General features: G+C 49.4%; 22 protein-coding genes and 1 tRNA gene. 17 read left to right on the top strand and 6 right to left on the bottom strand.

Annotated features, from left to right (window positions below):
- The first annotated feature begins 5 nt into the window (after positions 1-5).
- The 5 genes from EA392_02375 to EA392_02355 all read left to right on the top strand — a co-directional run bounded on the left by EA392_02375 (position 6) and on the right by EA392_02355 (position 4,055).
- Entirely contained in the window at positions 6-1,544 is a 1,539-nt protein-coding gene (locus EA392_02375) for a hypothetical protein (protein ID TVR41142.1), read from the top strand.
- 68 nt (positions 1,545-1,612) lie between these two features.
- On the top strand, positions 1,613-2,410 hold the full coding sequence (locus EA392_02370; protein TVR41141.1) for a 3'-5' exonuclease: 798 nt from the start codon (positions 1,613-1,615) through the stop codon (positions 2,408-2,410).
- Between the two features lies 1 nt (position 2,411).
- Positions 2,412-3,026, top strand: a complete 615-nt coding sequence (locus EA392_02365) for an FAA hydrolase family protein (GenBank protein ID TVR41140.1) — start codon at positions 2,412-2,414, stop codon at positions 3,024-3,026.
- Positions 3,027-3,047: 21 nt separating this feature from the next.
- A complete protein-coding gene (locus tag EA392_02360; GenBank protein ID TVR41151.1) occupies positions 3,048-3,698 on the top strand; it encodes a hypothetical protein in 651 nt (216 codons plus the stop codon).
- 111 nt (positions 3,699-3,809) lie between these two features.
- Positions 3,810-4,055: a hypothetical protein gene (locus EA392_02355; GenBank protein TVR41139.1), complete on the top strand. Its 246-nt coding sequence runs from the start codon at positions 3,810-3,812 to the stop codon at positions 4,053-4,055.
- A gap of 83 nt (positions 4,056-4,138) precedes the next feature.
- Here EA392_02355 and EA392_02350 read toward each other — a convergent pair whose 3' ends face one another.
- The 3 genes from EA392_02350 to EA392_02340 are packed head-to-tail and all read right to left on the bottom strand — an operon-like array spanning position 4,139 to position 5,835.
- Complete coding sequence (locus tag EA392_02350) at positions 4,139-4,840, bottom strand: DUF4197 domain-containing protein (protein TVR41150.1); 702 nt, start codon at positions 4,838-4,840, stop codon at positions 4,139-4,141.
- Between the two features lie 46 nt (positions 4,841-4,886).
- Entirely contained in the window at positions 4,887-5,504 is a 618-nt protein-coding gene (locus tag EA392_02345; protein TVR41138.1) for a hypothetical protein, read from the bottom strand.
- 13 nt (positions 5,505-5,517) lie between these two features.
- Entirely contained in the window at positions 5,518-5,835 is a 318-nt protein-coding gene (locus EA392_02340; GenBank protein ID TVR41137.1) for a LapA family protein, read from the bottom strand.
- A gap of 467 nt (positions 5,836-6,302) precedes the next feature.
- On the opposite strand from EA392_02340, the gene EA392_02335 reads away from it, so the two are divergent.
- Positions 6,303-7,415 carry a hypothetical protein gene (locus EA392_02335; protein ID TVR41136.1) on the top strand — a complete coding sequence of 371 codons (1,113 nt, stop codon included), beginning with the start codon at positions 6,303-6,305 and terminating at the stop codon, positions 7,413-7,415.
- 9 nt (positions 7,416-7,424) lie between these two features.
- Here EA392_02335 and EA392_02330 read toward each other — a convergent pair whose 3' ends face one another.
- The gene (locus EA392_02330; GenBank protein TVR41135.1) at positions 7,425-7,931 is read right to left on the bottom strand and encodes a DUF4442 domain-containing protein; all 507 of its coding nucleotides are present in this window, start codon (positions 7,929-7,931) and stop codon (positions 7,425-7,427) included.
- On the bottom strand, positions 7,928-8,347 hold the full coding sequence (locus EA392_02325; GenBank protein TVR41149.1) for a hypothetical protein: 420 nt from the start codon (positions 8,345-8,347) through the stop codon (positions 7,928-7,930). Before EA392_02325 ends, EA392_02330 begins: the two co-directional genes overlap by 4 nt.
- A gap of 285 nt (positions 8,348-8,632) precedes the next feature.
- Between EA392_02325 and EA392_02320 the strand changes: the two genes are divergently transcribed.
- The 10 genes from EA392_02320 to EA392_02275 are packed head-to-tail and all read left to right on the top strand — an operon-like array spanning position 8,633 to position 19,922.
- The gene (locus tag EA392_02320) at positions 8,633-9,688 is read left to right on the top strand and encodes an ATPase (GenBank protein ID TVR41134.1); all 1,056 of its coding nucleotides are present in this window, start codon (positions 8,633-8,635) and stop codon (positions 9,686-9,688) included.
- Positions 9,689-9,702: 14 nt separating this feature from the next.
- Positions 9,703-10,569, top strand: a complete 867-nt coding sequence (locus EA392_02315; protein ID TVR41133.1) for a DUF58 domain-containing protein — start codon at positions 9,703-9,705, stop codon at positions 10,567-10,569.
- Complete coding sequence (locus EA392_02310; GenBank protein ID TVR41132.1) at positions 10,569-11,564, top strand: hypothetical protein; 996 nt, start codon at positions 10,569-10,571, stop codon at positions 11,562-11,564. The genes EA392_02315 and EA392_02310 overlap by 1 nt, the downstream gene beginning before the upstream one ends.
- Positions 11,554-12,630, top strand: coding sequence for a VWA domain-containing protein (locus EA392_02305; GenBank protein TVR41131.1), 1,077 nt, complete (start codon positions 11,554-11,556; stop codon positions 12,628-12,630). Before EA392_02310 ends, EA392_02305 begins: the two co-directional genes overlap by 11 nt.
- Positions 12,630-13,781, top strand: a complete 1,152-nt coding sequence (locus EA392_02300) for a VWA domain-containing protein (GenBank protein TVR41130.1) — start codon at positions 12,630-12,632, stop codon at positions 13,779-13,781. The genes EA392_02305 and EA392_02300 overlap by 1 nt, the downstream gene beginning before the upstream one ends.
- Complete coding sequence (locus EA392_02295; protein ID TVR41129.1) at positions 13,748-14,599, top strand: tetratricopeptide repeat protein; 852 nt, start codon at positions 13,748-13,750, stop codon at positions 14,597-14,599. The genes EA392_02300 and EA392_02295 overlap by 34 nt, the downstream gene beginning before the upstream one ends.
- Positions 14,600-14,601: 2 nt before the next feature.
- Positions 14,602-16,356 (top strand): protein BatD, encoded by a 1,755-nt coding sequence (locus EA392_02290; GenBank protein ID TVR41128.1) that lies wholly within the window; start codon positions 14,602-14,604, stop codon positions 16,354-16,356.
- A gap of 3 nt (positions 16,357-16,359) precedes the next feature.
- Positions 16,360-17,121 carry a tetratricopeptide repeat protein gene (locus EA392_02285; protein ID TVR41127.1) on the top strand — a complete coding sequence of 254 codons (762 nt, stop codon included), beginning with the start codon at positions 16,360-16,362 and terminating at the stop codon, positions 17,119-17,121.
- Positions 17,121-18,455 (top strand): hypothetical protein, encoded by a 1,335-nt coding sequence (locus EA392_02280; protein ID TVR41126.1) that lies wholly within the window; start codon positions 17,121-17,123, stop codon positions 18,453-18,455. The genes EA392_02285 and EA392_02280 overlap by 1 nt, the downstream gene beginning before the upstream one ends.
- Positions 18,456-18,506: 51 nt before the next feature.
- Positions 18,507-19,922, top strand: coding sequence for a hypothetical protein (locus EA392_02275; protein ID TVR41125.1), 1,416 nt, complete (start codon positions 18,507-18,509; stop codon positions 19,920-19,922).
- A 53-nt stretch (positions 19,923-19,975) separates the two neighbouring features.
- On the opposite strand, the gene EA392_02270 is transcribed toward EA392_02275, so the two are convergent.
- On the bottom strand, positions 19,976-21,163 hold the full coding sequence (locus tag EA392_02270; GenBank protein TVR41124.1) for a T9SS C-terminal target domain-containing protein: 1,188 nt from the start codon (positions 21,161-21,163) through the stop codon (positions 19,976-19,978).
- 162 nt (positions 21,164-21,325) lie between these two features.
- On the opposite strand from EA392_02270, the gene EA392_02265 reads away from it, so the two are divergent.
- Positions 21,326-21,403, top strand: a tRNA-Val gene (locus tag EA392_02265).
- Positions 21,404-21,629 lie beyond the last annotated feature (226 nt).

Raw genomic sequence — 21,629 nt, 5'->3', positions numbered from 1 at the left:
TTTCTATGAATCGAATTGTAATCATCCTCGTTCTGCACTTTGCATTCTGTTTATTCGGCTACGGGCAGTCACTTTCTGAAGCCAAGACCCTCTTTAACCAAGGTAACTTTTCCGCTGCGCTTGTACAGTTTGAATCGTTGCTAAAGAAAGACCCGAATGATGTTCAACTCAACATCTTTGCAAGTGATTGTATTCTGAACATCAACGGCGATAAATCAAAAGCCGTTATCTACATGGAGCGGGTTGTGAAGCAGCCCAAATTTCCGAAGGCTGCCCTGTACACGATGGCGGAAGCCTATGCCCAAAACTATACATTTGACAAGGCCATTGATTACTACTACCAGTACCTCGAAAACGTATCGGCCAAGCTGAGTGAAGATATCCGAAAGAGAGTCATTGATTGCCAAACCGCCCAGGAATTAATGAAGTTTCCGGTAGATATCAGCTTTCACAATATGGGGCCCGAAGTGAACAGCCCCTACCCCGATTACAACCCATACATTACCAGCGATGAAAGTTTATTACTATTCAACTCACGCCGTAAGGAAGGGAGTGCCAAACCGGAGTTTGACGGCTATTACCCCGCCAATGTGTACCAAAGCATGCTTCTGGAAGGCTCGTTCAATAAGGCTGAAATGCTGAATAAAAATGTGAACAGCAAATTCGATGATATTTTGGTCGGAATGTCCAACAGCGCAAGCCATATTTTTATTTTTCACGACGACGAAGAGCACTACGGAGATGTATTTGTGAGTTATCGGAGTGGAAAAACATTTCAGCGCAAGGTGCCGTTCGATGAAATAAACAACATTGGAACCTTTGAGTCAGCCGCCACCATTTCGCCCGACGGAAATGCCATCGTTTTTGCCAGCGACCGTAAAGGTGGATTTGGAGGTCTCGACCTGTACATTATCCGCAAACTCCCAACAGGTGGATGGTCAGAGCCTCAAAACCTGGGTAGCGAAGTGAACTCCGCTCTGAACGAAGACTTTCCTCACTTCTCTGCTGATGGCAACTACCTGTACTTTTCGTCCAACGGGCATCCCGGAATGGGAGGATACGACCTCTTTCTCACCGAATGGGATCCGGCACACAACGTATGGACCCGACCCAAAAACCTGGGCTATCCCATCAATACTCCGCGAGACGACCGAACCATAGCTTTCAATGGCGAGCAAACCAGTGCCTACCTATCTACTTGGCGCGAGGACTCGCATGGAGACCTCGATATTTACAGGATTGACTTTGGCGAGCGGCACAACCTACCTGCCCTTGTCAGAATTCAGGTGCCAACCGGCAGGCCCGACACACCCTTTGTAAATTCAGAGATAAAAGTAACCGACGAGTTTGACGAATTGGTGGGAATCTACAGGCCTCACCCCCAAAGTGGTAAATACGTCATGGCCCTGAATCCCGGTAAATACTACCTGTACATGGACGCGGATGGCTACCAGCCCCACTCTGAATTGATGATGATTTCTGATTATTATGCACAGGCAGAGCAGAACATTAAGGTAATCAGGCTTCAACAAGCGGGTAAATAAACCCGGGCGTTTACTTCAGCCATCTGTGCTTCAGCAGGGATTGGCTACCTTTGGCACAAAGCCGTCACATGAAATTAAAACTGCAACGTCCCCTCGCCTTTATAGATCTTGAAACCACAGGTGTAGATGTGGCTACCGACCGTATTGTGGAAATAGCCATCGTGAAATGGAACCCCGATGGCTCTGAGGAAAAGCACTCCTACCGGGTGAATCCGGAAAGACCCATACCGCCGGAATCCAGCGCTATTCACGGAATTTATGACGCCGACGTGGCCAACGAACCCACATTTGAGGCATTGAGCAAAAAACTGTTTAAGCTTCTGTTTGACTGCGACCTCGCAGGGTACAACTCCAACAAGTTCGACATTCCACTGCTGGCTGAGGAGTTTCTGCGGGCAGGAATCTTCTTTGACCTGAGTGAGCGACACCTTGTGGACGTGCAAAACATATTTCACAAACTGGAACGAAGAACACTTGCTGCCGGATACAGATTTTACTGCGGGAAAATTCTGAACAACGCGCACAGCGCGCTGGCCGACACAGAAGCTACTCTTGAGATATTCAAAGCGCAAATGGAGCGCTATTTGGGTCAGCCACTCGAAGATGATTTTGGCAATGAGTTGGTTCCCTTCGACAACACAATCGAAAGTATTCACCGCTTCTCCAAGGTTCAAAACAATGTTGACCTGATGGGACGCATTGTGTACAATGACAACGAAGTTCCTGTCTTCAATTTTGGAAAATACAAAGGCATGCCTGTTACTGAAGTGCTTTTAAAAGACCCCGGATACTACAGTTGGATGATGCGAGGCGATTTTCCGATGTACACCAAAAAAGTCCTTACCGCGATTAAAGAATCCATGTAGTATGAAAATCATTTGTGTAGGACGCAATTATGCCAAACACGCCCGCGAGCTCAACAATCCTGTTCCCTCGCAACCCATCATTTTTCTGAAACCGGAAACCGCACTTATTCCAAAGGGTCACCCTTTCTTTTACCCCAATTTCACCAAAGACTTACACCACGAAGTAGAGCTGGTTGTACGAATCAACAGGGTAGGTAAACATATTGCTGCTGAATACGCCCACAAATACTACGATGAAATCGGAATAGGTGTTGATTTTACCGCGCGGGATGTTCAGCAGGAATGCAAGGAAAAAGGACATCCCTGGGAACGTGCAAAAGCTTTTGACCACAGCGCTCCTGTGGGTAAAAAATTTGTCGCTGTAAGCCAGCTTCCCAACCCGGAGGCCATCCGCTTTCGGTTAGAAAAAAACGGCCAGACCGTGCAGGAGGGAAACAGCGCCGACATGATTTTTTCCATTCCGCAACTCATTGAAGACGTCTCCAAATTCATGACCTTGAAAATCGGCGACCTGATTTTCACCGGAACCCCCGAAGGAGTGGGACCTGTTCAGGTGGGCGACAAACTTGAGGCTTTTCTCGAAGACCAATCACTGCTGAAATTCGATATCCGTTAACATTTTTCCAAACCAATCCAAATGACCCGATACGCTCCAATTTTCATAATCGCTGCACTGTTGTTTTCGAGCGGCTGCGGGCTGAAGTTTAAAAAACTACAAGCACGCGAAGTTGAAGAAAATGACCCGGTTGCCGAACTGATGGAGCAAGGCAATCTTGCATTTCGTCAGGAAAAATACGCCGAAGCTCTTAGCAGTTTTCTTCAGGCGCGCTCCATGGATCCCAAACGGAAACTGGTAAACTACAACGTTGGAGCGGCATACTTTAACCTCGAGAATTATCCCGATGCCGCCAAGGCCTTTACCGAGGAACTCGTCATCAACAACCGCGACCCCTTTGCCTATATTTTCCGGGGGCACACTTACGCCATGATGGGGCTGTATGATAAGGCCGCACAGGACATTGACATTTCCCTGCAACTCACGGACCACGCCATGTCATACTATGTGCAGGGGCTTATACATCTTGAAAAAGGAGAATTCGACCTTGCTACCAACAAGTTCAATATCGCCATTTACAAGGAGCCCGCAGACTTTCTCTTTTATCGAGACCGCGGAAAAGCCTACGCAGCCATGGAAAAAATGGACAAAGCTTGTGCCGATTTTAAGCAAGCTCTGCGCATTCGCCCTTCGCTCAACCTGAGCAAAGAAATGGAAGACTGCCCCAAGTAACTGTATCACAGAGATTATTGTAAGAGCTTTTTCTTGCTTGAATTTTACTGCGACTTTTTTGCATTAGCGAGCATAATGCATTAACTTTGTCCAAAATCAAATAAACGAGTTATGCGTAAACTGAACCTATCGATTTTGATGCTGGCAATGCTCGCTTTTGGCTTCACATCCTGCAAAAAATGCCTCAACTGCAGCTATGTGTACGAAGATGATCACGGCGATCACAGCCACGAAAGAACCGTAGAACTGCCAGAAGTTTGTGGCTCAAATAGCGATCTTGACAAAGCCGAGCAAGAATACGAAACCCAGTTTAACCTGCTACCAAATGGTATCAGCTTCACCTGTGCCCGCGACTAATCAGTCAGCAAGACATTGCTTGAGTTAGTTTGTTTTTGTGTTGTAGCCCGAAGGCCCTGTTGCACATGCGCGGGGCTTTCTTTTTAGCCCTGAGCCTCAGGAGAGCCAAATACACGCTTGAGAATTTCGGTGGTTCGTGCCACAGGATCTTTCCTGATTTTGCGCTCTTCCTGGGCAATCATCACAAACAGGCCATCAATGGCGCGCTCGGTGGCATAACTTGTGAGATCCGGATTTACCTGCTGTACAAACGGAATAGCATTGTAGGTGTTTACAATGTCGCCGTAGTACCTGGTGGCCTCGGTTTTATCAAGGGCCTGCGAAATGATGGGGCTAAAGCGCTGGGTGAGTTCACCTGTAGTTGTGCGGCGCAAGTATCGGGTGGCCTCGTCTTCCTTACCGCGCAAGATAGCAAAGGCATCCTGGATGGTCATTTGGCGTATTGCCGCAATAAAAACCGGCTTGGCTTCTTTGGCTGCTTCTTCTGCACCGCGATTCAGGGTGCTCACAAACTGGTCAATAAGAGAGCCCATGCCAATATCGCGCAAGGTATTCTCAACGCGCACCACCTCTGGCGGAAATGGAATTCGGATCTGCGGATTGTTCAGGTAACCACCCACCTTCGAAACTTCGTCGGCGCCCACACTAATACCCTGAATCAGAGCCTCACGCAATCCGGCGTCCACCTCGGCAGTAGTGAGCGGTGTTTCGCTAGCTCCCTCTAAAATTCTACCAAAATCAGCCAGTTGCTGGGTAGTACAGCCCGACACAATGGCCACGGTCATCAAGACAATGGCTACGCGTGAATAAATGTTGATGCTCAGTGCCATATCAGGAAAACAACGCTTTGAGTGCCTGTTGAAGTTTATCAGAGCTTTCTTTCAGCTTGTCGGTAAAATCCTCCCAGCGGTCTTCTACCTCATCCTCCCACTCTTCCCATTGATCACGGGCTCTTCGAATGGTATCGCGAAAATCACGCTCTAGTTCTTCTGCCTTGTCCGATGCCTCAGCCTGCCCCAAAGCCATCTGTAACCTCAGCATATCCAGTCGCATTCTGAAGGCCAGCAAGTGTGGAGTAAGCGCATTGCGGAAATCACGGTACTCCTCCTTGCCTTCTTCGGCGGCTACTTTCAGGGAGTTTCCCAACTCGGCAATCAGCTTTTGTGCCTTGGCTTTTTGCTCGTCATATACCTGCTCACCCTCTATTTTCAGGAGTTCCAATTCCACCTCGGCTTTTTTTAGTTTCTCCCGAAGTTGGGCCGCTTGCTCATCGCCGGAATTTGCCAGTTCACGCAGTTCATCGGCTCCATCTTTCAAAGCATTTCTGAGTTCTTTGCGATGATTGTCGTATGCATCGCGTGCATCTGCTTTTCCAAGCGCAAGTTGCACTTCCAGCTCCTCCATACGGGTACGCCAGCTTTTTTTCAATGATTCAAGTTCCAGTTTCATGTCAATAGGTTAATCAGTTCGTTTTTTCGGTAAAATCGTCTTTTTGTTCTCCTCCCATCTTTCTGAGCTTATCTTCCAACTCTTTTATTCGTTGCTTGCGCTTGGATGTGGTCGGCAATGTGGCCAACAACCCAATCAATACACCAGCGGCCAAAAGAATGATGACCAGCAGTGCCATAGAGGACTCAATGCGCCAAAACCAGAGGTTCACACCTACAGTACTGGTGTTTTGCAATGCGAAAACAATCAGCAAAACAGCCAGAATCAGCGCTATGACAAGTCCTTTTTGCATTTGGGCAGAGGCGTGAAAATTACCGAATTTTCCACACACAGCTTGTATGGGTGGACAAAGCTGAGAGGTAAAAGCTTTTAAACCCGATACGTTTTGTAGTGAGTGATGGGACTCTGCATTTGAAGTACCCTTGCGCACGTAGCACCTTCCTAGCGACCCGACCTGTGTCGGTATTGCCTGCCCGCAGACGGCGGGCCTGCCTTCTGGGGCTGTCCTAGCTGCTGGGGCAGGGAGGCGCAAAGAGCGCGATGAAATGGATTATCCTTATAAAACCTGGTTCTATTTTAACTCAAGAACACTATCGCACCTCCAGATAGTAAATTCTCAGGGAAGTGTCTCAGAAGCAAAAACAAGAGGCTTGATCACTGAGATAGTCTTTAGATATTCTCAATGAGTTTGCAAGTAAACCTGAACAAAATCAGTGCAAAGCGGTTTCTTCAGCACGTGTAACGGCTGAGCCACAATCTGGCACTATTTTAGCCGACTCAAAAACAAACCATCTTTACATGATCAGAGCATTTTTGATTGCCGGATTGTCACTGGCAACTTATCTCTTACAAGCACAAATAGAGGCAGGCTTCCGCCCGGATGAAGCGCGCGACCTCATAGCGCTATGCAACAGCTTTACCTTTCTGAAAGAGGTTGGCAGCGATGAGGAGATCATTCCATCCTCCTATCGCCGCACTTACGATTCGCGCTCCATTGGCATGGACAACCGTTTTCAGGTTTATCGCGCCGACAAACACGCTGCCATTGTGATACGCGGCACTACAGCCAATCCCAGTTCCTGGATGGCGAATATTTACGCGGCCATGATTCCTGCCCAGGGTGCCATTACGGTAGATGGAACCCCTATTCCCTATCGCTTTGCCGAGGATGAGAAAGCTGCGGTTCACAGTGGTTATGCGCTGGGGGTGGCCTTGATGTCGCAATCTGTTATCGGGCAGATTTTGCAACTGAACCGCGACGGGATTTACGACATTCTGATCACAGGTCACAGCCAGGGGGGATCTCTGGCAACGATGCTGCGCGCATACCTCGAAAACCTTCCTGCTGGAACCATTGACGATCGCAACCGATTTAAAACCTATGCTTTTGCCGGCCCGATGGTCGGAAATCAGGCTTTTGCCACCGAATATAATTATCGTTTCAGCCGAACCCAAACCAGCTTCAGCGTGGTAAATCCCGATGATATGGTTCCTAATTTTCCAGGTGGTACGGGCGATGGTGTAAACCCCATCAACCTTTTTACCGGGAGAAGTAACTCCAACGATTTCAGAAGCATGTTTGTGGCAGCGCTGTTCCAGCAGTTTAGCGACAGTCTCGCCGTGATGGCCAATAAAATGGGCGCTACCCTACTGCAGCAGCTACGCTCATCGGTTGGGAATATCGAAATGCCCGATGCCCTTGACAGTTACCAGTACACAACCACCGGCACCCGCATTGAGATTGACCCCGTGTACGACATCCCGGTAACTGCGAAAGACGATGGCGAGTCGGCTTATGACCCTAAAAGCCTTCAGCACAAACCCTACGTGTACTACCGCTCCATTCTCATCATGTATTTTCCCGAAGAGCACAAAAAACTGAAACGCCTCGTTCCACCCGGCGTGAACTAAAGCACTCACTCAGATTCGCGTGCGCACCTTGTCCCACGGCTTGACTTGCCAGTTGGTCCATGCCGTACATACCAGGTTACCGGAAGTATCCATAACCGGAATTTCACAACGTATGTAAACCGCATCCTCGGTTTTGAGCGGATTCACCACTTCATTCGTCAATCGTTCGGGAGAAATTTCAAATCGCGCTATGGCATCTGTTTTGGCCTGATAGCTGTACTTCACTTCAATGCTTTCCATGATAAGCCGGTAGCGCTTTACGCCCAGTTCGCGCAGCAGTACAAGACCGGAAGTAAATTCGGCGGCAGTGGCAAGTCCGCAGGCATGCACGCCTTTGATGTGATTAAAATTACTGCGACGGTATGGAATGACAGAGCCAATGCCGTGTTCTGTTATTTCCCGAATGCGAATACGGTGCGGAGCATTAAAAGGAATCATTCGGTACAGCAGACGATTGAGCAACCACAGCCAGAAGGCGCTTTTCTCAGCCCGCGCGATCAGTTTCTCAAGGTTCATCGGCTGCCGTTGAGGATGGTTGCAATGTCCGGACGAAAATACTGGTCGCTCTTCATCACCTTCCCGTCTTCGCGGTAAATGGGCTTTCCGTTGGCGTCGAGCTTGCTCATGTTGCTCCGTTGAATTTCTTGGAACACCTCTTCTATCTTGTTGTGAAGGCCATGCTTCAGAATCGTTCCGCAAAGGATGTAGAGCATATCCCCCAGTGCATCTGCCACTTCAACCAAATCGCCCCTTTGAGCGGCCTCGAGGTATTCTTCGTTTTCCTCGTGCATCAAGCGGTGGCGCAATTCAAGATCTTGCGTGCTGAGCACAACCGTTGGTGCAACAGCATTTTCAATTCCAAAGGCATCGTGAAATGCGCGCACCATATCAATGGTTTCGCGAAGACTGAGGGTAGATTCTTTAATTTCCATATGGTTCTCGTGGTTGTGAATGACGTTTTGGCCCATGCGAATGTAATCCTGCCATGGCTCATCTCACAAAATTGTTTTCCACAATGAAGCTTAGGTCATTACACATGTGGGAGCTTAACAAACATTAACAGCGCTGAAGCCCTTGTGCATACAGCATTTTTTGAATTTTGGGCGTTCGTGAAAAAAGGGTTTTGAACATGGCTTTTTGCTTCCACCCGGAACACGATATTTGCACTCCGCCTGAGCGGAGAAAAACCATCATTTCAATCGAAAAAAAAAGACGACATGAGTGATTTAACTGCAGGACTTCCCAATGAAAGTGCCCCCGCAGGCAGCCCACCGGTTTCCGGTGCGCCCGACATCCGCCAATTGAACGAACGCATCCAGCGCGAGAGCGCTTTTATTGACCTGCTCAATATTGAGATGGAAAAGGTCATCGTGGGTCAAAAAGATATGGTTGAAAAACTGCTGATTGCACTTCTGAGCAACGGCCACGTACTTCTGGAAGGAGTTCCGGGACTGGCGAAAACGCTTGCTATCAAAACGCTGAGCGACGCGATTGAAGTTGATTTCAGCCGCTTGCAGTTTACTCCCGACCTGCTCCCCGCCGACCTGATTGGCACCATGATATACAACCAAAAGAAGGAAGAGTTTATCGTGAAGAAAGGTCCGATTTTCTCCAACTTTATTCTGGCAGATGAGATTAACCGCGCTCCGGCCAAGGTGCAGAGTGCACTGCTCGAGGCCATGCAGGAGCGGCAGGTAACCATTGGTCCCGAAACCTATAAACTCCCCGAGCCTTTCCTTGTGCTGGCCACACAAAACCCCATTGAGCAGGAAGGAACCTACCCCCTGCCCGAAGCCCAGGTAGACCGATTCATGCTGAAGGTGGTGCTTGATTACCCGCGCCGCAACGAGGAGCAAATCATTTTGCGCAACAATATCTCCACCACACCTTTCCCAAAGGCCTCCCGCGTGGTAAAGGCCGAAGAAATTCTCCGAGCCCGCGAAGTAGTGCGAGAGGTGTACATGGACGAAAAAATTGAGCGATACATTGTAGATATTGTGTTTGCAACACGACGACCCAATGACTACAAGCTCAGCAATCTCGCGGAGCTGATCAGCTTTGGTGGTTCGCCGAGGGCAAGCATCAGCCTCGCCATCGCTTCGAAGGCACACGCCTTTATCAACCGAAGGGGCTATGTGATTCCCGAAGATGTGCGTGCCGTTTGCCGCGATGTAATGCGCCACCGCATCGGGCTCACTTTTGAAGCAGAAGCCGAAAACGTTCGCGTGGAAGACATCATCACCGAAGTACTCAACAAAGTAGAAGTTCCCTAGAGACAAAATAAAGGATGGATACCGCAGCGTTACTCAAAAAAGTACGACGCATTGAGCTGAAAACCCGGGGACTCTCCAACCAGATTTTCTCCGGTGAGTACCATTCTGCGTTTAAAGGACGCGGTATGGCCTTTAGCGAGGTGCGCGAATACGTAACCGGCGATGAAATCCGAACCATCGACTGGAATGTAACGGCGCGCTTAAACCATCCCTACGTGAAGGTTTTTGAGGAAGAGCGCGAGCTTACGGTAATCATTCTGGTGGACATTTCAGGCTCTGACAGCTTTGGCACCGGCCGGCAGCTCAAAAAAAGCCAGATTACCGAAATATGTGCTGTGCTGGCCTTCTCGGCCATTCAGAACAACGATAAGATTGGCGTCATCTTTTTCAGCGATCAGGTGGAAAAATTCATCCCACCCAAAAAAGGTAAATCACACATTCTGAGAATTATTCGCGAGCTCATTGAGTTTGAACCTGAGCATCGTCAAACCAATATAGATCAGGCGCTGCGCTACCTCATCAACGGAGTAAAAAAACGTAGTATCGCGTTCCTGATTTCCGATTTTATGGACGATGGCTACGAAAAGGCACTGAAAATTGCCAACAAGAAACACGACCTCGTAGCCCTGCGCGTGTACGACCCGCGTGAGCAGGAACTGCCCGATATGGGACTGGTGCCTTTTCGCGATGCTGAAACCGGTCAGTTGGAATGGATCAATACCTCGAGCAAAAAAGTGCGTACCGCATATAAAAGCAAGGCACTGGAGCACGAATCCAAAGTACAGGATTTATTCCGCAGATCGGGGGTTGACCACGTAAGTATTGCCGCAGATGAAAATTACATTCGGCCTTTGATGACCTTATTCAAACGACGGGGGTAATGCACACAAAAAACCTGCTGACATTTATTTTGCTTGTGCTCGTTGCCGGCGTTTCTGCCTCGGCGCAAACCACGCTTCCGGCTGCCACGGCCAATCGCACGCAAATGCTTATTGGCGAACAGGCACAAATTACGCTTTCCATTGAGTGGGAATCAAACGGCGATGCCCCCCTTATTCAGTTTCCTTTTCTGCAAGATACGCTCGTGCGCGATTTTGAAATTGTGCGGGTTAGCCCGGTAGACACTCTTCAACCCAGCCCGGAAAAACAACCCAATCTCTTTCAGCTTTCGCAGAAATATACCGTTACTTCTTTCGACACGGGTCAATACGTACTACGCCGTTTTCCGGTGGTAGTAAACGGCGATTCTCTATTTAGTAATCCGCTCACCTTCACCATTTATCCCATGGTGATTGATACTACCCAACAAGCTGTTTTCGACATCAAAGACATTTATGAAATCAATCTGAGCTTTCTGGATTACTTCAACCTGTATGGCTGGTATGTGTTGATTGCCATTATTGTCATCACCGGAATAGTGATGCTTTGGTACTTCATGCGACGGCCCAAACGCAAAGAAGAAGAACTAGATGAACCCGAGGTGATTATTCCGCCACACGAAATAGCCCTGGCGGCCTTGCGAAATATGGAGCAACAAAAAGCGTGGCAAAACTCAAACATTAAAACCTATCACAGCGAGCTTACAGATATTATCCGCACCTATATTGAGGAACGTTTTATGGTACCCGCAATGGAGCAAACCACTGGAGAGATTATTAAAAGTCTGCGCTACAGCGAGCTCAGTCAGGCCTCCATGTTGCGCCTCACCAATCTGCTCAGAATGGCTGATATGGTGAAGTTTGCACGCGAACATCCTGGCGAGGAGGACAACCTGCGGAGCCTGCAATCTGCCATTGCGCTGGTTGAAGAAACCAAGCTGGTTGAAGAAGAGGAAAGCGAAACGAAAGAAGACAAGAAAGGGCAAGATGCCGGTTAGCAGGATAGTACATATCATCAGCCTCGTGTTTGGCTCTTTATTGGCCGGCTGGTTGTGGTGGCATTTCCGCGACAACTACGACTTTGCCAATCCCGAGTGGTTCTGGCTCTTGCTGGCCATTCCTGTGATGGCGCTGTACGATTGGTTTCGGCCCCTACCCCATGGTGAAGTGAAGATCTCGTCGCTCGGTTTGTTCGGTCATGATCTCAGCAGCGACTGGCTGGCCATGTTGCGACCTACCATTTTTGTGATGAGTTCTGCTGCACTCGCTTTGCTCATTCTGGCTGTGGCCCGGCCGCAAAGCCAGAGCAAATGGCAGGACACAAACACAGAGGGCATTGACATTGTCATTTCGTTCGACGTTTCGGGAAGTATGCTGGCCCGCGACTTTGAACCCGACCGTTTGGAAGCCGGAAAAAGATTGGGGATACAGTTTATTGAGCGCCGTCCGCACGACCGCATCGGGTTGGTGATATACGAAGGTGAGGCTTTTACACAATGTCCGCTCACCACCGACCACCGCGTACTCAAAAACCTGTTCAGTGAAGTTAAATCAGGCTTACTCGAACCCGGCACGGCTATCGGTATGGGTCTGGCTACGGCTGTAAACCGGCTTCGCGACAGCGATGCCAAAAGCCGTGTCATAATCCTTCTCACGGATGGAGTGAACAACGCCGGTTCCATTCCGCCGCTCACTGCCGCTGAAATTGCCCGTGAATTCGGAATAAGGGTGCACACCATCGGTGTTGGAACCATTGGTAAAGCCCTCACTCCTGTTGCGCGCTATCCAAGCGGTCAGTACAAATACGATTATGTAGAAGTTGACCTTGACGAGCCACTGATGCAGCAAATAGCCGAAATTACCGGGGGCCAGTATTTCCGCGCTACCGACAACAAAGCCCTTGAGCGCATTTACGATGAAATTGACCAAATGGAAAAGTCGAGGATTGAAGTAACCCAACACAGCCGCAAGCACGAAGAGTTTCTGAGCTTTGCACTTTGGGGATTGGGCTTGCTTGCATTGCACTTTTTACTGAAGTCTGTTGTATTCAGAACTGCTGTTTGATGAATAAAAAACCGGTCATATTACGCACATCCATCGCCACTTTGGCGGTACTCATCTCAGAGGTGGTGCTCGCTGCATTGCTGCTTGTGGGTTGGTTGGTACTGGTGCCGCTTATACCCGGAATGAAGCTCAACCGACCCGATTTTGCATGGTTCTTTATTGCAGGACCTGTGTTGAGTGCTCTCTTTCTGTTGATGTTCTGGCTCAGACGGCGTTCACTTGGAGCATTTGCAAGCCCCTTTATGCTGGATGTTCTTGCCCCATCGCGTTCAACTGCCAAGCCTGTTTTGCGCTTCCTGCTGTTCAGGTGGGCGCTATTCTTCCTCACCGTTGCGGTTATCAATCCGAAGGTTGGAACCAAGATGGCGGAGGCGCGTCACGAGGGCATTGACATCATGGTGGCCATTGACGTTTCGAGGAGTATGCTCGCCGAAGATATCAAGCCCAACCGTTTGGAGAGAGCCAAGATGGGTATTCGTCAGATGCTCGATAAACTCCACGGCGACAGGCTGGGCATAGTGGTTTTTGCCGGTGACGCATACGTGCAGTTGCCCATCACCACCGACTACTCTGCGGCACGGATGTTTCTCAATACCATCAACACGGATGTGGTACCTGTGCAGGGAACGAGCATTGGCGCTGCGATTGCGAGATCCATGGAATCGTTTGATTTTGAAAACCCCACACAGAAAGCAATCATCATTATCTCCGACGGAGAAGACCACGAAGCCGAGGCCATTGCTGCCGCCAAACGAGCCGGTGAGCAGGGCGTGATTATTCACACCATAGGAATGGGAACCGCGCAGGGAGGCCCCATACCCATTTTTCAAGGTAGGCAACGCGTGGGATACCACAAAGACCGCGAAGGAAATACCGTTATTACCAAGCTTGATGAACGAACGCTTCAGGACATTGCTACAGCGGCAAACGGCAAATTTGTCAGGGCCAGCACTGCCAGTATGGGTATTCCGATGATTATGGATGAAATCAACGAAATGACAAAAACTGAGTTCGGTACAACAGCTTACGCCGAGTACGAAGACCGTTTTCAGGTATTTATCATTCTTGCTTTGGTACTTTTGTTGATTGAACAACTCGTGAGCGAGCGCAGAAGTAGATGGTTGGAAAAAATTCAACTCTTCAATTCATGAAATTCCTAAGCACCATACTTCTTGTATTGTTGTGTACCACAAGTTGGGCGCAGCAAGACAGGCTTGCCGGTTTCAAAGGAAACTTAGCCTACCAACTCAATGCATACGAGGAAGCTGAAAAACAGTACCGTCAGGCGCTTGAACTAAACAGTGACTTCAATGAAAGTGCCTTTAATCTCGGCAATACCATGTACCGGCGTGCACAGCAACTTGTTTCTCAGGCTCAGGGCATTGACGACCCCGAAACACAGGAGGCCCTCGTTTCGGAGGCCGCCGCGCTGATGGCGCAGGCCATTGAAACCTTCAAGACACTTGGTGAAACCATGGAATCTCCCGAAGACAAGTCGCGGGCCTTTCACAATTTGGGAAATACCTTTCTCCATGCCGGTGAGATTGACAAAAGTATTGACAGCTACAAGCAAGCACTGCGAAACAATCCTGAAGATGACGAAACCCGTTACAACCTCGCTTACGCCCAGTGGCTGAAAAACCAGGAGCAAGAGCAGGACCAGGATCAAGACCAGGATCAAGACCAGGACCAGGATCAAGACCAGGATCAGGATCAAGACCAGGATCAGGACCAGGACCAGGATGGCGACGATCAGCAAGATGAGCAGGATGGTGACCAGGAGCAGGATCAGCAAGACCAGCAGGAAGGTGATCAGGAACAGCAGCGTGAACCGGAGCCCAACCAGCTGTCTCACGAAGACGCCCAACAATTGTTGGAAGCCCTACAGAAAGAAGAAGACGATTTGCAGGACAAACTCCGAAGGGAGCAAATGCGGGCCGTTAAAACAAACATTGAACGCGATTGGTAACCATGGGGCGCTGGATATCTTTTCTCCTATTGATGCTGGTCGGCACGGGTTGGATAACTCTTGCCGCTCAGACGTCTTTTACGGCCACTGTTGACAAGAATCCTGTGGGGCAGAATGACCGTTTCAAGCTCACGCTCACCATTGAAAACGCATCCGGCAATATCACCCCACCCGACCTCAGCGATTTTAACCTGGTTTTCGGACCGGCTAAATCCACCAGTTATCAGATTGTCAATGGTCAGGCGAGCAACACCATCAGTTTCACTTACACCCTGATTCCTAAGGCAACCGGTGAATTTGTGATAGGCAAGGCTGTTGCCCGTACCGACAAAGGAACCCTGGAAAGTGCGCCCATTACCCTGAGAGTAGTAGAAGGAAGTAGTCAAGCCGCACAGCAGCCTCGCTCGCAAACTCAAGGAGCATCGGGCGGCGGAAGAGGCAACGACGAGCTTTTTGCAGAAATCCGCCTTGATAAGAAGAAGGTTTACAAGGGTGAGCAGGTCATCATTACCTACCTGGTGTATTCCCGCTACCGAAACATTGATTTTACCGACTATGATTTTCCTGCGCTCAACGGTTTCTACAGTCACAATTTCAAGGAAGAGCAGGCCGGCTGGAAAAACCAATTGGAGGTAATCAACGGAAAGCAATACCGGGTGGCAATTCTGCGTCGTCAAATCCTCTTCCCTCAGCAGCACGGAACCTTGCGCATCGACCCCATGGGTATCTCAGCAAGGGTTGACTATTCCTTTTTCAACCCTGGTAGAGCAGTGAGCGTGAAAAGTAACGCGGTAGAACTCGAAGTGCTTCCACTCCCTCCCAAACAGGGCAATTTCAAAGGAGATGTGGGTACGTTCACCATGGACGTAAAACCCGATCGCACCGAGCTCGAAGCCAACGATGCCATCAACCTGAGTGTAAAAATTTCAGGGCGCGGCAACCTCAAACTTGTAGGTGCCCCCGAAATCAAATTCCCCAAGGATTTTGAAGTGTACGACCCCAAAACAACCGACCGTTTCTCAACCGCCAGCAACGGTTTGAGCGGAAGCAGGGAGTTTGAATACCTTATCATCCCGCGACATTCTGGAAAATACACCCTGGAGCCCATTGTGTTCACCTTCTTCGACCCACAGGCAGGTAGCTACAAAACACTTAAAAGCGAACCCATTGAAATCAATGTGGCCCGCGGTACAGGAGAAACTCCGGGAACTGCTTACTCCAGTGCAACGCGTGAGGATGTACTTATTCTCGATCAGGACATTCGGTACATCAAACCTGCAGATACACTCAGGGCGCAGAGCGGGTACTTCTTCGGCACCACCCTGTTTTACACTTTGATGGGTATGCCTCTGGCGCTGGCGCTGGTGGTTTTTCTCGCCCGACGCAAGTACATTCGCGACCGGCAGGATATTGTAAGTGTTCGCAGTAGAAAAGCCGGCAAGATGGCCCGTAAACTACTGACCGTGGCCAATAAGCATCTTCAGGCCAATGAAACCGGACCGTTTTACGACGCGGTATTCAAAGCCATTTACGGCTATCTCGGAGGTAAACTGAACATTGACCCGGGTTCACTCAATCGCCCGCAAATTCAGGCCGGGCTGGATGAAAAATCCGTTTCCGCCGAAACAACTGCTGCGTTGATGGAGCTTTTGTCCAGGTGCGAAATGGCTCGTTTTGCGCCATCCAGCGAATACAACCCGGCTCAGGACTACCAGGAAGCGGCCCGAATCATCGGAGAATTGCAAAAGAAACTGTAAGGCATGACCAAGCAACTGATATTATCAACCTTACTCTTGTTCTCGTGCTTCAGCCTGCGGGCCGACCTGCAAGATGCTGCTGCGCGATTTGAGCAAGGCAATGCTGCTTATGCCTTGGGAAACTTTGAGGAAGCCATTGTGCATTACGAAGCAGCCTCAGAAGAAGCTACCTCACTGGCTTTACACTTTAACCTGGGCAATGCGTATTTCAAAACCAATCAGGTTGCGATGGCCATTCTCCACTACGAGCGCGCTTTCCGGATTGACCCTTCGGATACTGATGTGAAATACAACCTGAAACTCGCCAACGAACGCATCAAAGACCGCATTGAGGAACTTCCGCAGCTCAATATTACCCGCTGGTGGAAATCTTTCACCATCGGAACAGGCATTGACACATGGGCCTGGTTGGCGGTAACTTGCATGATTCTTGCCCTTGCCTCGTGGCTCCTCTTTTTTCTGGCCAACCACCGCGGATTGAGAATAGCCGGATTCTACATTGCGCTGTTGATGCTCTTGCTGGCGGGCATCAGCTACTATCAGGCCGGGCACGCCAAACGACTGGTAGCCGAGCAAACCGAAGCCATTGTCATCTCTCCAAGGGTTGATGTAAAAGGCTCACCCACGGAAACAGGCATCAATGTATTTGTGATTCACGAGGGCACAAAGCTTAGAATTCTGCAAGAACAGAATGGCTGGGTGAATGTGCGCATTGCAAGCGGCAACGAAGGCTGGATGCGAAAATCGGACGTGATTCAAATCTGATGATGCAACTACCCGCCGGTTTTGAGGAAATGTGCGGACATCTCTGTGATTTCCCGGAACTGAAACAAGCCCTCAATCAACCGGCCGTCACCTCCATCCGCAGGCATCCGCTTAAACCAAATTCTTCGCAAACTGCCCTCGAAAGCGTTCCATGGTGTCCGCACGGATACTATCTTCAAGAACGTCCCAACTTTTCGCACGACCCTCTCCTCTACGCCGGTGCCTACTATGTTCAGGAAGCCTCATCCATGCTGCTCTGGCACGTGTTGGAGCAATTGCAATTGCCAAAAAAGAATCTACGGGTACTCGATCTATGCGCGGCTCCCGGAGGAAAATCAACTTTAATTCTTGACTGGCTGGAAAACAAGGGCATGCTGGTTACCAACGAAGTGGTAGCCAAACGTACCCGCATTCTGTCAGAGAACATGGAACGCTGGGGCTATGCCAATCGAATCGTGACCCAAAGCGAGCCCGAAGCCTTTGCCCGTTCCGGCGCATTCTTTGACCTGGTAGTGGTAGATGCTCCCTGCTCGGGTGAAGGAATGTTCCGCAAAGAGCCCGATGCGTTGGCCATGTGGAGCGAGTCGAATGTGCAGCACAGCCACAACCGTCAATGCAGCATTCTTGATTCCGCCGCGCGATGCGTTGCCCCAGGAGGTGTACTGATCTACTCTACCTGTACCTACAACGAAAAAGAGAATGAAGGCTCTGTAAAGCATTTGCTCGAAACACATCAGGCACAAGTCATTTCGATGGATGTGCCGGAGAAATGGGGTGTTACCGTGGGAGGAAACCCCATGACTCAAGGGCTGCGCTGTTTTCCACACAAGGTAAAAGGTGAAGGATTTTTCATAGCAGCTGTGCAGTTTCCGGGAGAAAAGCAGGCACCGAGAGAGCAGGGCAAAAAGCGAAAAAATTACCCTGCTCTTCATCCTGCCATTGGCCCGTGGCTTCAAAACCCCGGGGTTATTGCATCACTGGAACACCGCGGTGAACATTTTATCTATCCGACGGCAATGCACGAACTTGTAGAGGAACTCACCAAAAAAATCCATGTGCTATCGGTTGGCACAAAAGCCGGAAAGTTAGCAGGAAAAGAACTTATCCCTCACCATGCGCTGGCCCTTTCGCTCGAACTTCGGAATGATTCAGCCTCTTATCAACTGAATGCCGATGAAGCGGCACAGTATATGGCCAGAGAAACACTAAACAACACAGGCGGTCTTGCTGGATGGTGCCTGATGAAGCATCAGGGTGTCGCTTTGGGATGGGGAAAAGCCACGGGTGGTATCGTCAAGAACAAATGGCCGTTGAGGGTAGTAATCAGAAAATAAGGCCTGTTCTTTCACGTTTTTTTAACTTTGGTCACCCGTATATCCCATTCTATGTACAAACCTGTTCTATTTGTTCTCGCGGCCACTCTTTGCGCCGGGGAAGCAACAGCCCAAAAAATTGGAATAAGAAGTAACCCTGAAAATGCATACGTCATCAGCAAGGGCACTTCTACCGTGAAGAAGACTTTTGCCCGCATTGATGCGGACGACCGTGTATTTGTGTATGCGGAAAACTATATTCCGGCGGTGTTTGAACCTCCGCAAAACAACACGATATCAGTGGATTTGGTACCTGTATTAGATTTACTCGGTGCCGCTCAAACACCCATGGTGGACTTTACCAAATTCAAACTCAGCATGAAGCCTATGACCCAGATCGGAGCGGTTGGTGTTTCAGACAGGCCTATCATGCTGAATACAAGTATTACAAAGTCGATTGAATCAAATCTTGAGGGCTGGCAGAATGCCATGAAGGATGTCTTGATCAGTCGGAACATCAACGTGAAAGTAGAAGATACGAAGTCAGATCTGTTTGAGACCGGTGGCGACAAAAGGTCTGAAAAGGCCCGTTATCTGCTGGGTGGTGAGATCACAGACATATGGATTTCAGTCACCAAGCTTCAAGCGCACGCAGTCATGGAAATTTCCTGGGCCTTGTATGATCGCAGAGTTCGCGAAGTCATCTTTGAAACCAGGAGTTACGGATTTGGCAAAGGTTCGGAGCAAGGAAGGGATCATTGGGATGATTCTTTTAAAAATGCAGCCGAAAATTTAGCGGCTGACGATAATTTTATTGGATTTCTGATGACGCTGGACACAGACGTGACGATTGAAGGAGAGGGCGAACATGCATTTGAAGACATGTATCTATCTCCGGCTACCCCTTTGAGCAACCTCTCCGGCTCAGGGCTTATTAAACGGTGTATTGAGTCTTCAGTGACCATACTGCGCGAAGACGGCGCAGGTGGAAGTGGCTTTTTGATTTCTACGGATGGAAAAATCATTACCAACAAACACGTGGTAGGAGAGCACAGCAAGGTGGAAGTTGTGCTGAGCAATGGTCTTCGACTGCCCGCTGAAGTTTCAAGGGTTGCTGAAGATGCCGATCTGGCGTTGGTTGAACTCGAAATGGGGAGTGGTTTTAAGCCTTTGCCTCTTGCTCTGGGCGACGAATCGGCGTTTGACATCGGCGACGACGTATTCGCCATTGGTACTCCCCTGGCCGAAGAGTTGGGTCAAACTGTGTCCAAAGGCATGGTTAGCGGAAAACGCGTTTTTGATAACAAGAAACATATCCAAACCAACATGAGTGTGAACCGCGGAAACAGCGGAGGCCCGCTTCTGAACCTTAAAGGGGAAGTGATTGGTGTTGTTACATGGAAGATAGGTGGCGACAGTGTTGAAGGTTTGTCTTTTGCAATACCTGTGGACGAAATCACCAACACCCTGAATATCCGCTACCGATAAAGTACGCCGCTGTCATTCACAGGTTATTCTCAACGCCAGTGGCCCTGTTCGGGTTAGTTCGTTTTGATCCATCGAACCTTGATCACCTCTTCGTCATTTTTACGGATAATCAGATGATAAACGCCTGAGGGCATACCACCCACATTGAATATTGTGTGGGTTGACAATACTGCTTCCTCCTTTACCATTCTGCCCACTGCGTCCAGAAGAAACAACTGTGCTCCCATCAAGCTTTCATCCAGCTCAACATTCAGAACATCTGAGGCGGGATTGGGAAAAACGCTTACTTCCTTCTCAAATTCAGGAACCGATGTGGCGATGCAGTTTTCCACAAAGGTCACGCGGTTGTCCGTCCAAAGCAAATCCGTAAAGTCCTGTAAAGAAGCTACATCATCCTTTAGCCAGCGATTGAGCCACGGCAACACGTAGTCATTCATGGTTGCTTGTTGTTCTGCTCGCGAAATGGTGATATTTCCGCTGGTGAACAACTCCCCTGTGTTACAGTTGAAATTGCTGTTAGCAAAATTACAGTGTCCTCCTCCTGTGATGGTTACGTGGTATTTACACAATGCCGCGCTAGCGTTAAAGATGGGTATCTGGTGTTCGGCCGGAGGGGTCACGTCATCGCTGCTTCCCGAAAGCATAAGCATGGGTGCCGTTACATCGGCAGCGGCCGCGATGGCGGAAGTACTCGTTTCGGCAGAAGCGAGGCCGATAACTGCCTGCACATTGATGGTAGCTGCGCCGAGCATGGTAGCGCCGCCTCCCATAGAGTGGCCCATAATAGCAGCTGCGTTTTGCGCTACGTGACCGAAGAAAAGTGAGCTTTGCTCATCGTTCAAAGCCTCCATGCGTTCAACCACAAGGGCCAGGTCAAGCCCAAAGTCCAGGTGACTGGGCGAAAACCCTCCTTCAGTGCGCGGAAAAGCCACAATGTACCCCTGTGGAACCAAAAACTCCCAGATATTCTGATAAGCACTCCAGGTCATTACGAAGCCATGTCCAAAGGAAATGATGGGAAATGTGCCACCGGCCACTGCAACATTGGTTCCTGCGGTACTGGCGGGATAATAAATCTCGGTTTGAATCTGCCTGCCCGGGCCTCCACCACTTCCGAAGCCACCTGTGCGATCCGGGTCATTGAAGGTGATGGTAGTTTGACCTACTTGAAACTGCCCAACCGCGGGCGTTGAAATAATGCTGATTATGAGTACACTAAAAAGACTAAAAACAAACTTCATGGCTATTTACTGGCTTTTGTTGCGATAAAGTTAAATGATCCATGGTTTGATAACGAACCGCTCATCACAATCTGTGTTGATGCAAGAGCAAAAATTCCTGCCGAAAATTTTGAAATGGCTTGCGCGCATTTCGAAAACATCTATATTTGCACACCGATTTCAGGGCTCTTAGCTCAGTTGGTTCAGAGCACCTGCCTTACAAGCAGGGGGTCGCTGGTTCGAATCCAGCAGGGCCCACAATCGAAACCCCGGTTCCGCGCGCGGAACCGGGGTTTTTTCATGCACCGTCTGCTGAGCTTGCTCGAGCAGACGGTGCATGAAAAAACCCCAAAAGGTTCCCGAAGGCGAACCTTTAAGGGGTTGCTGATTGGGTACAAGGGCCAACATAGCTGGATCGCGCAAGCAATCCATCTGAAAATTTTTTAATCGAGATTTCAGATTTTCAGGCCAACACGCCTGGTTAGTC

Source organism: Cryomorphaceae bacterium (genome assembly GCA_007695365.1).
Taxonomy (GTDB): Bacteria; Bacteroidota; Bacteroidia; order Flavobacteriales_D; family SKUL01; genus SKUL01.
Note: the sequence above shows the minus strand (reverse complement) of the source record. Positions and strands in the feature narration are given on the sequence as shown.

Coding starts and splice junctions, on each gene's coding strand:
- EA392_02345 (TVR41138.1), bottom strand. CDS start 5,504: ATGAAACTGGAACTTGAATCATTGAAAAAAAGCTGGCGTACCCGTATG.
- EA392_02275 (TVR41125.1), top strand. CDS start 18,507: ATGTACAAACCTGTTCTATTTGTTCTCGCGGCCACTCTTTGCGCCGGG.
- EA392_02325 (TVR41149.1), bottom strand. CDS start 8,347: ATGGAAATTAAAGAATCTACCCTCAGTCTTCGCGAAACCATTGATATG.
- EA392_02375 (TVR41142.1), top strand. CDS start 6: ATGAATCGAATTGTAATCATCCTCGTTCTGCACTTTGCATTCTGTTTA.
- EA392_02300 (TVR41130.1), top strand. CDS start 12,630: ATGAATAAAAAACCGGTCATATTACGCACATCCATCGCCACTTTGGCG.
- EA392_02355 (TVR41139.1), top strand. CDS start 3,810: ATGCGTAAACTGAACCTATCGATTTTGATGCTGGCAATGCTCGCTTTT.
- EA392_02330 (TVR41135.1), bottom strand. CDS start 7,931: ATGAACCTTGAGAAACTGATCGCGCGGGCTGAGAAAAGCGCCTTCTGG.
- EA392_02310 (TVR41132.1), top strand. CDS start 10,569: ATGCACACAAAAAACCTGCTGACATTTATTTTGCTTGTGCTCGTTGCC.
- EA392_02320 (TVR41134.1), top strand. CDS start 8,633: ATGAGTGATTTAACTGCAGGACTTCCCAATGAAAGTGCCCCCGCAGGC.
- EA392_02280 (TVR41126.1), top strand. CDS start 17,121: ATGATGCAACTACCCGCCGGTTTTGAGGAAATGTGCGGACATCTCTGT.
- EA392_02335 (TVR41136.1), top strand. CDS start 6,303: ATGATCAGAGCATTTTTGATTGCCGGATTGTCACTGGCAACTTATCTC.
- EA392_02270 (TVR41124.1), bottom strand. CDS start 21,163: ATGAAGTTTGTTTTTAGTCTTTTTAGTGTACTCATAATCAGCATTATT.
- EA392_02350 (TVR41150.1), bottom strand. CDS start 4,840: ATGACCGTGGCCATTGTGTCGGGCTGTACTACCCAGCAACTGGCTGAT.
- EA392_02360 (TVR41151.1), top strand. CDS start 3,048: ATGACCCGATACGCTCCAATTTTCATAATCGCTGCACTGTTGTTTTCG.
- EA392_02315 (TVR41133.1), top strand. CDS start 9,703: ATGGATACCGCAGCGTTACTCAAAAAAGTACGACGCATTGAGCTGAAA.
- EA392_02370 (TVR41141.1), top strand. CDS start 1,613: ATGAAATTAAAACTGCAACGTCCCCTCGCCTTTATAGATCTTGAAACC.
- EA392_02290 (TVR41128.1), top strand. CDS start 14,602: ATGGGGCGCTGGATATCTTTTCTCCTATTGATGCTGGTCGGCACGGGT.
- EA392_02365 (TVR41140.1), top strand. CDS start 2,412: ATGAAAATCATTTGTGTAGGACGCAATTATGCCAAACACGCCCGCGAG.
- EA392_02285 (TVR41127.1), top strand. CDS start 16,360: ATGACCAAGCAACTGATATTATCAACCTTACTCTTGTTCTCGTGCTTC.
- EA392_02305 (TVR41131.1), top strand. CDS start 11,554: ATGCCGGTTAGCAGGATAGTACATATCATCAGCCTCGTGTTTGGCTCT.
- EA392_02295 (TVR41129.1), top strand. CDS start 13,748: ATGGTTGGAAAAAATTCAACTCTTCAATTCATGAAATTCCTAAGCACC.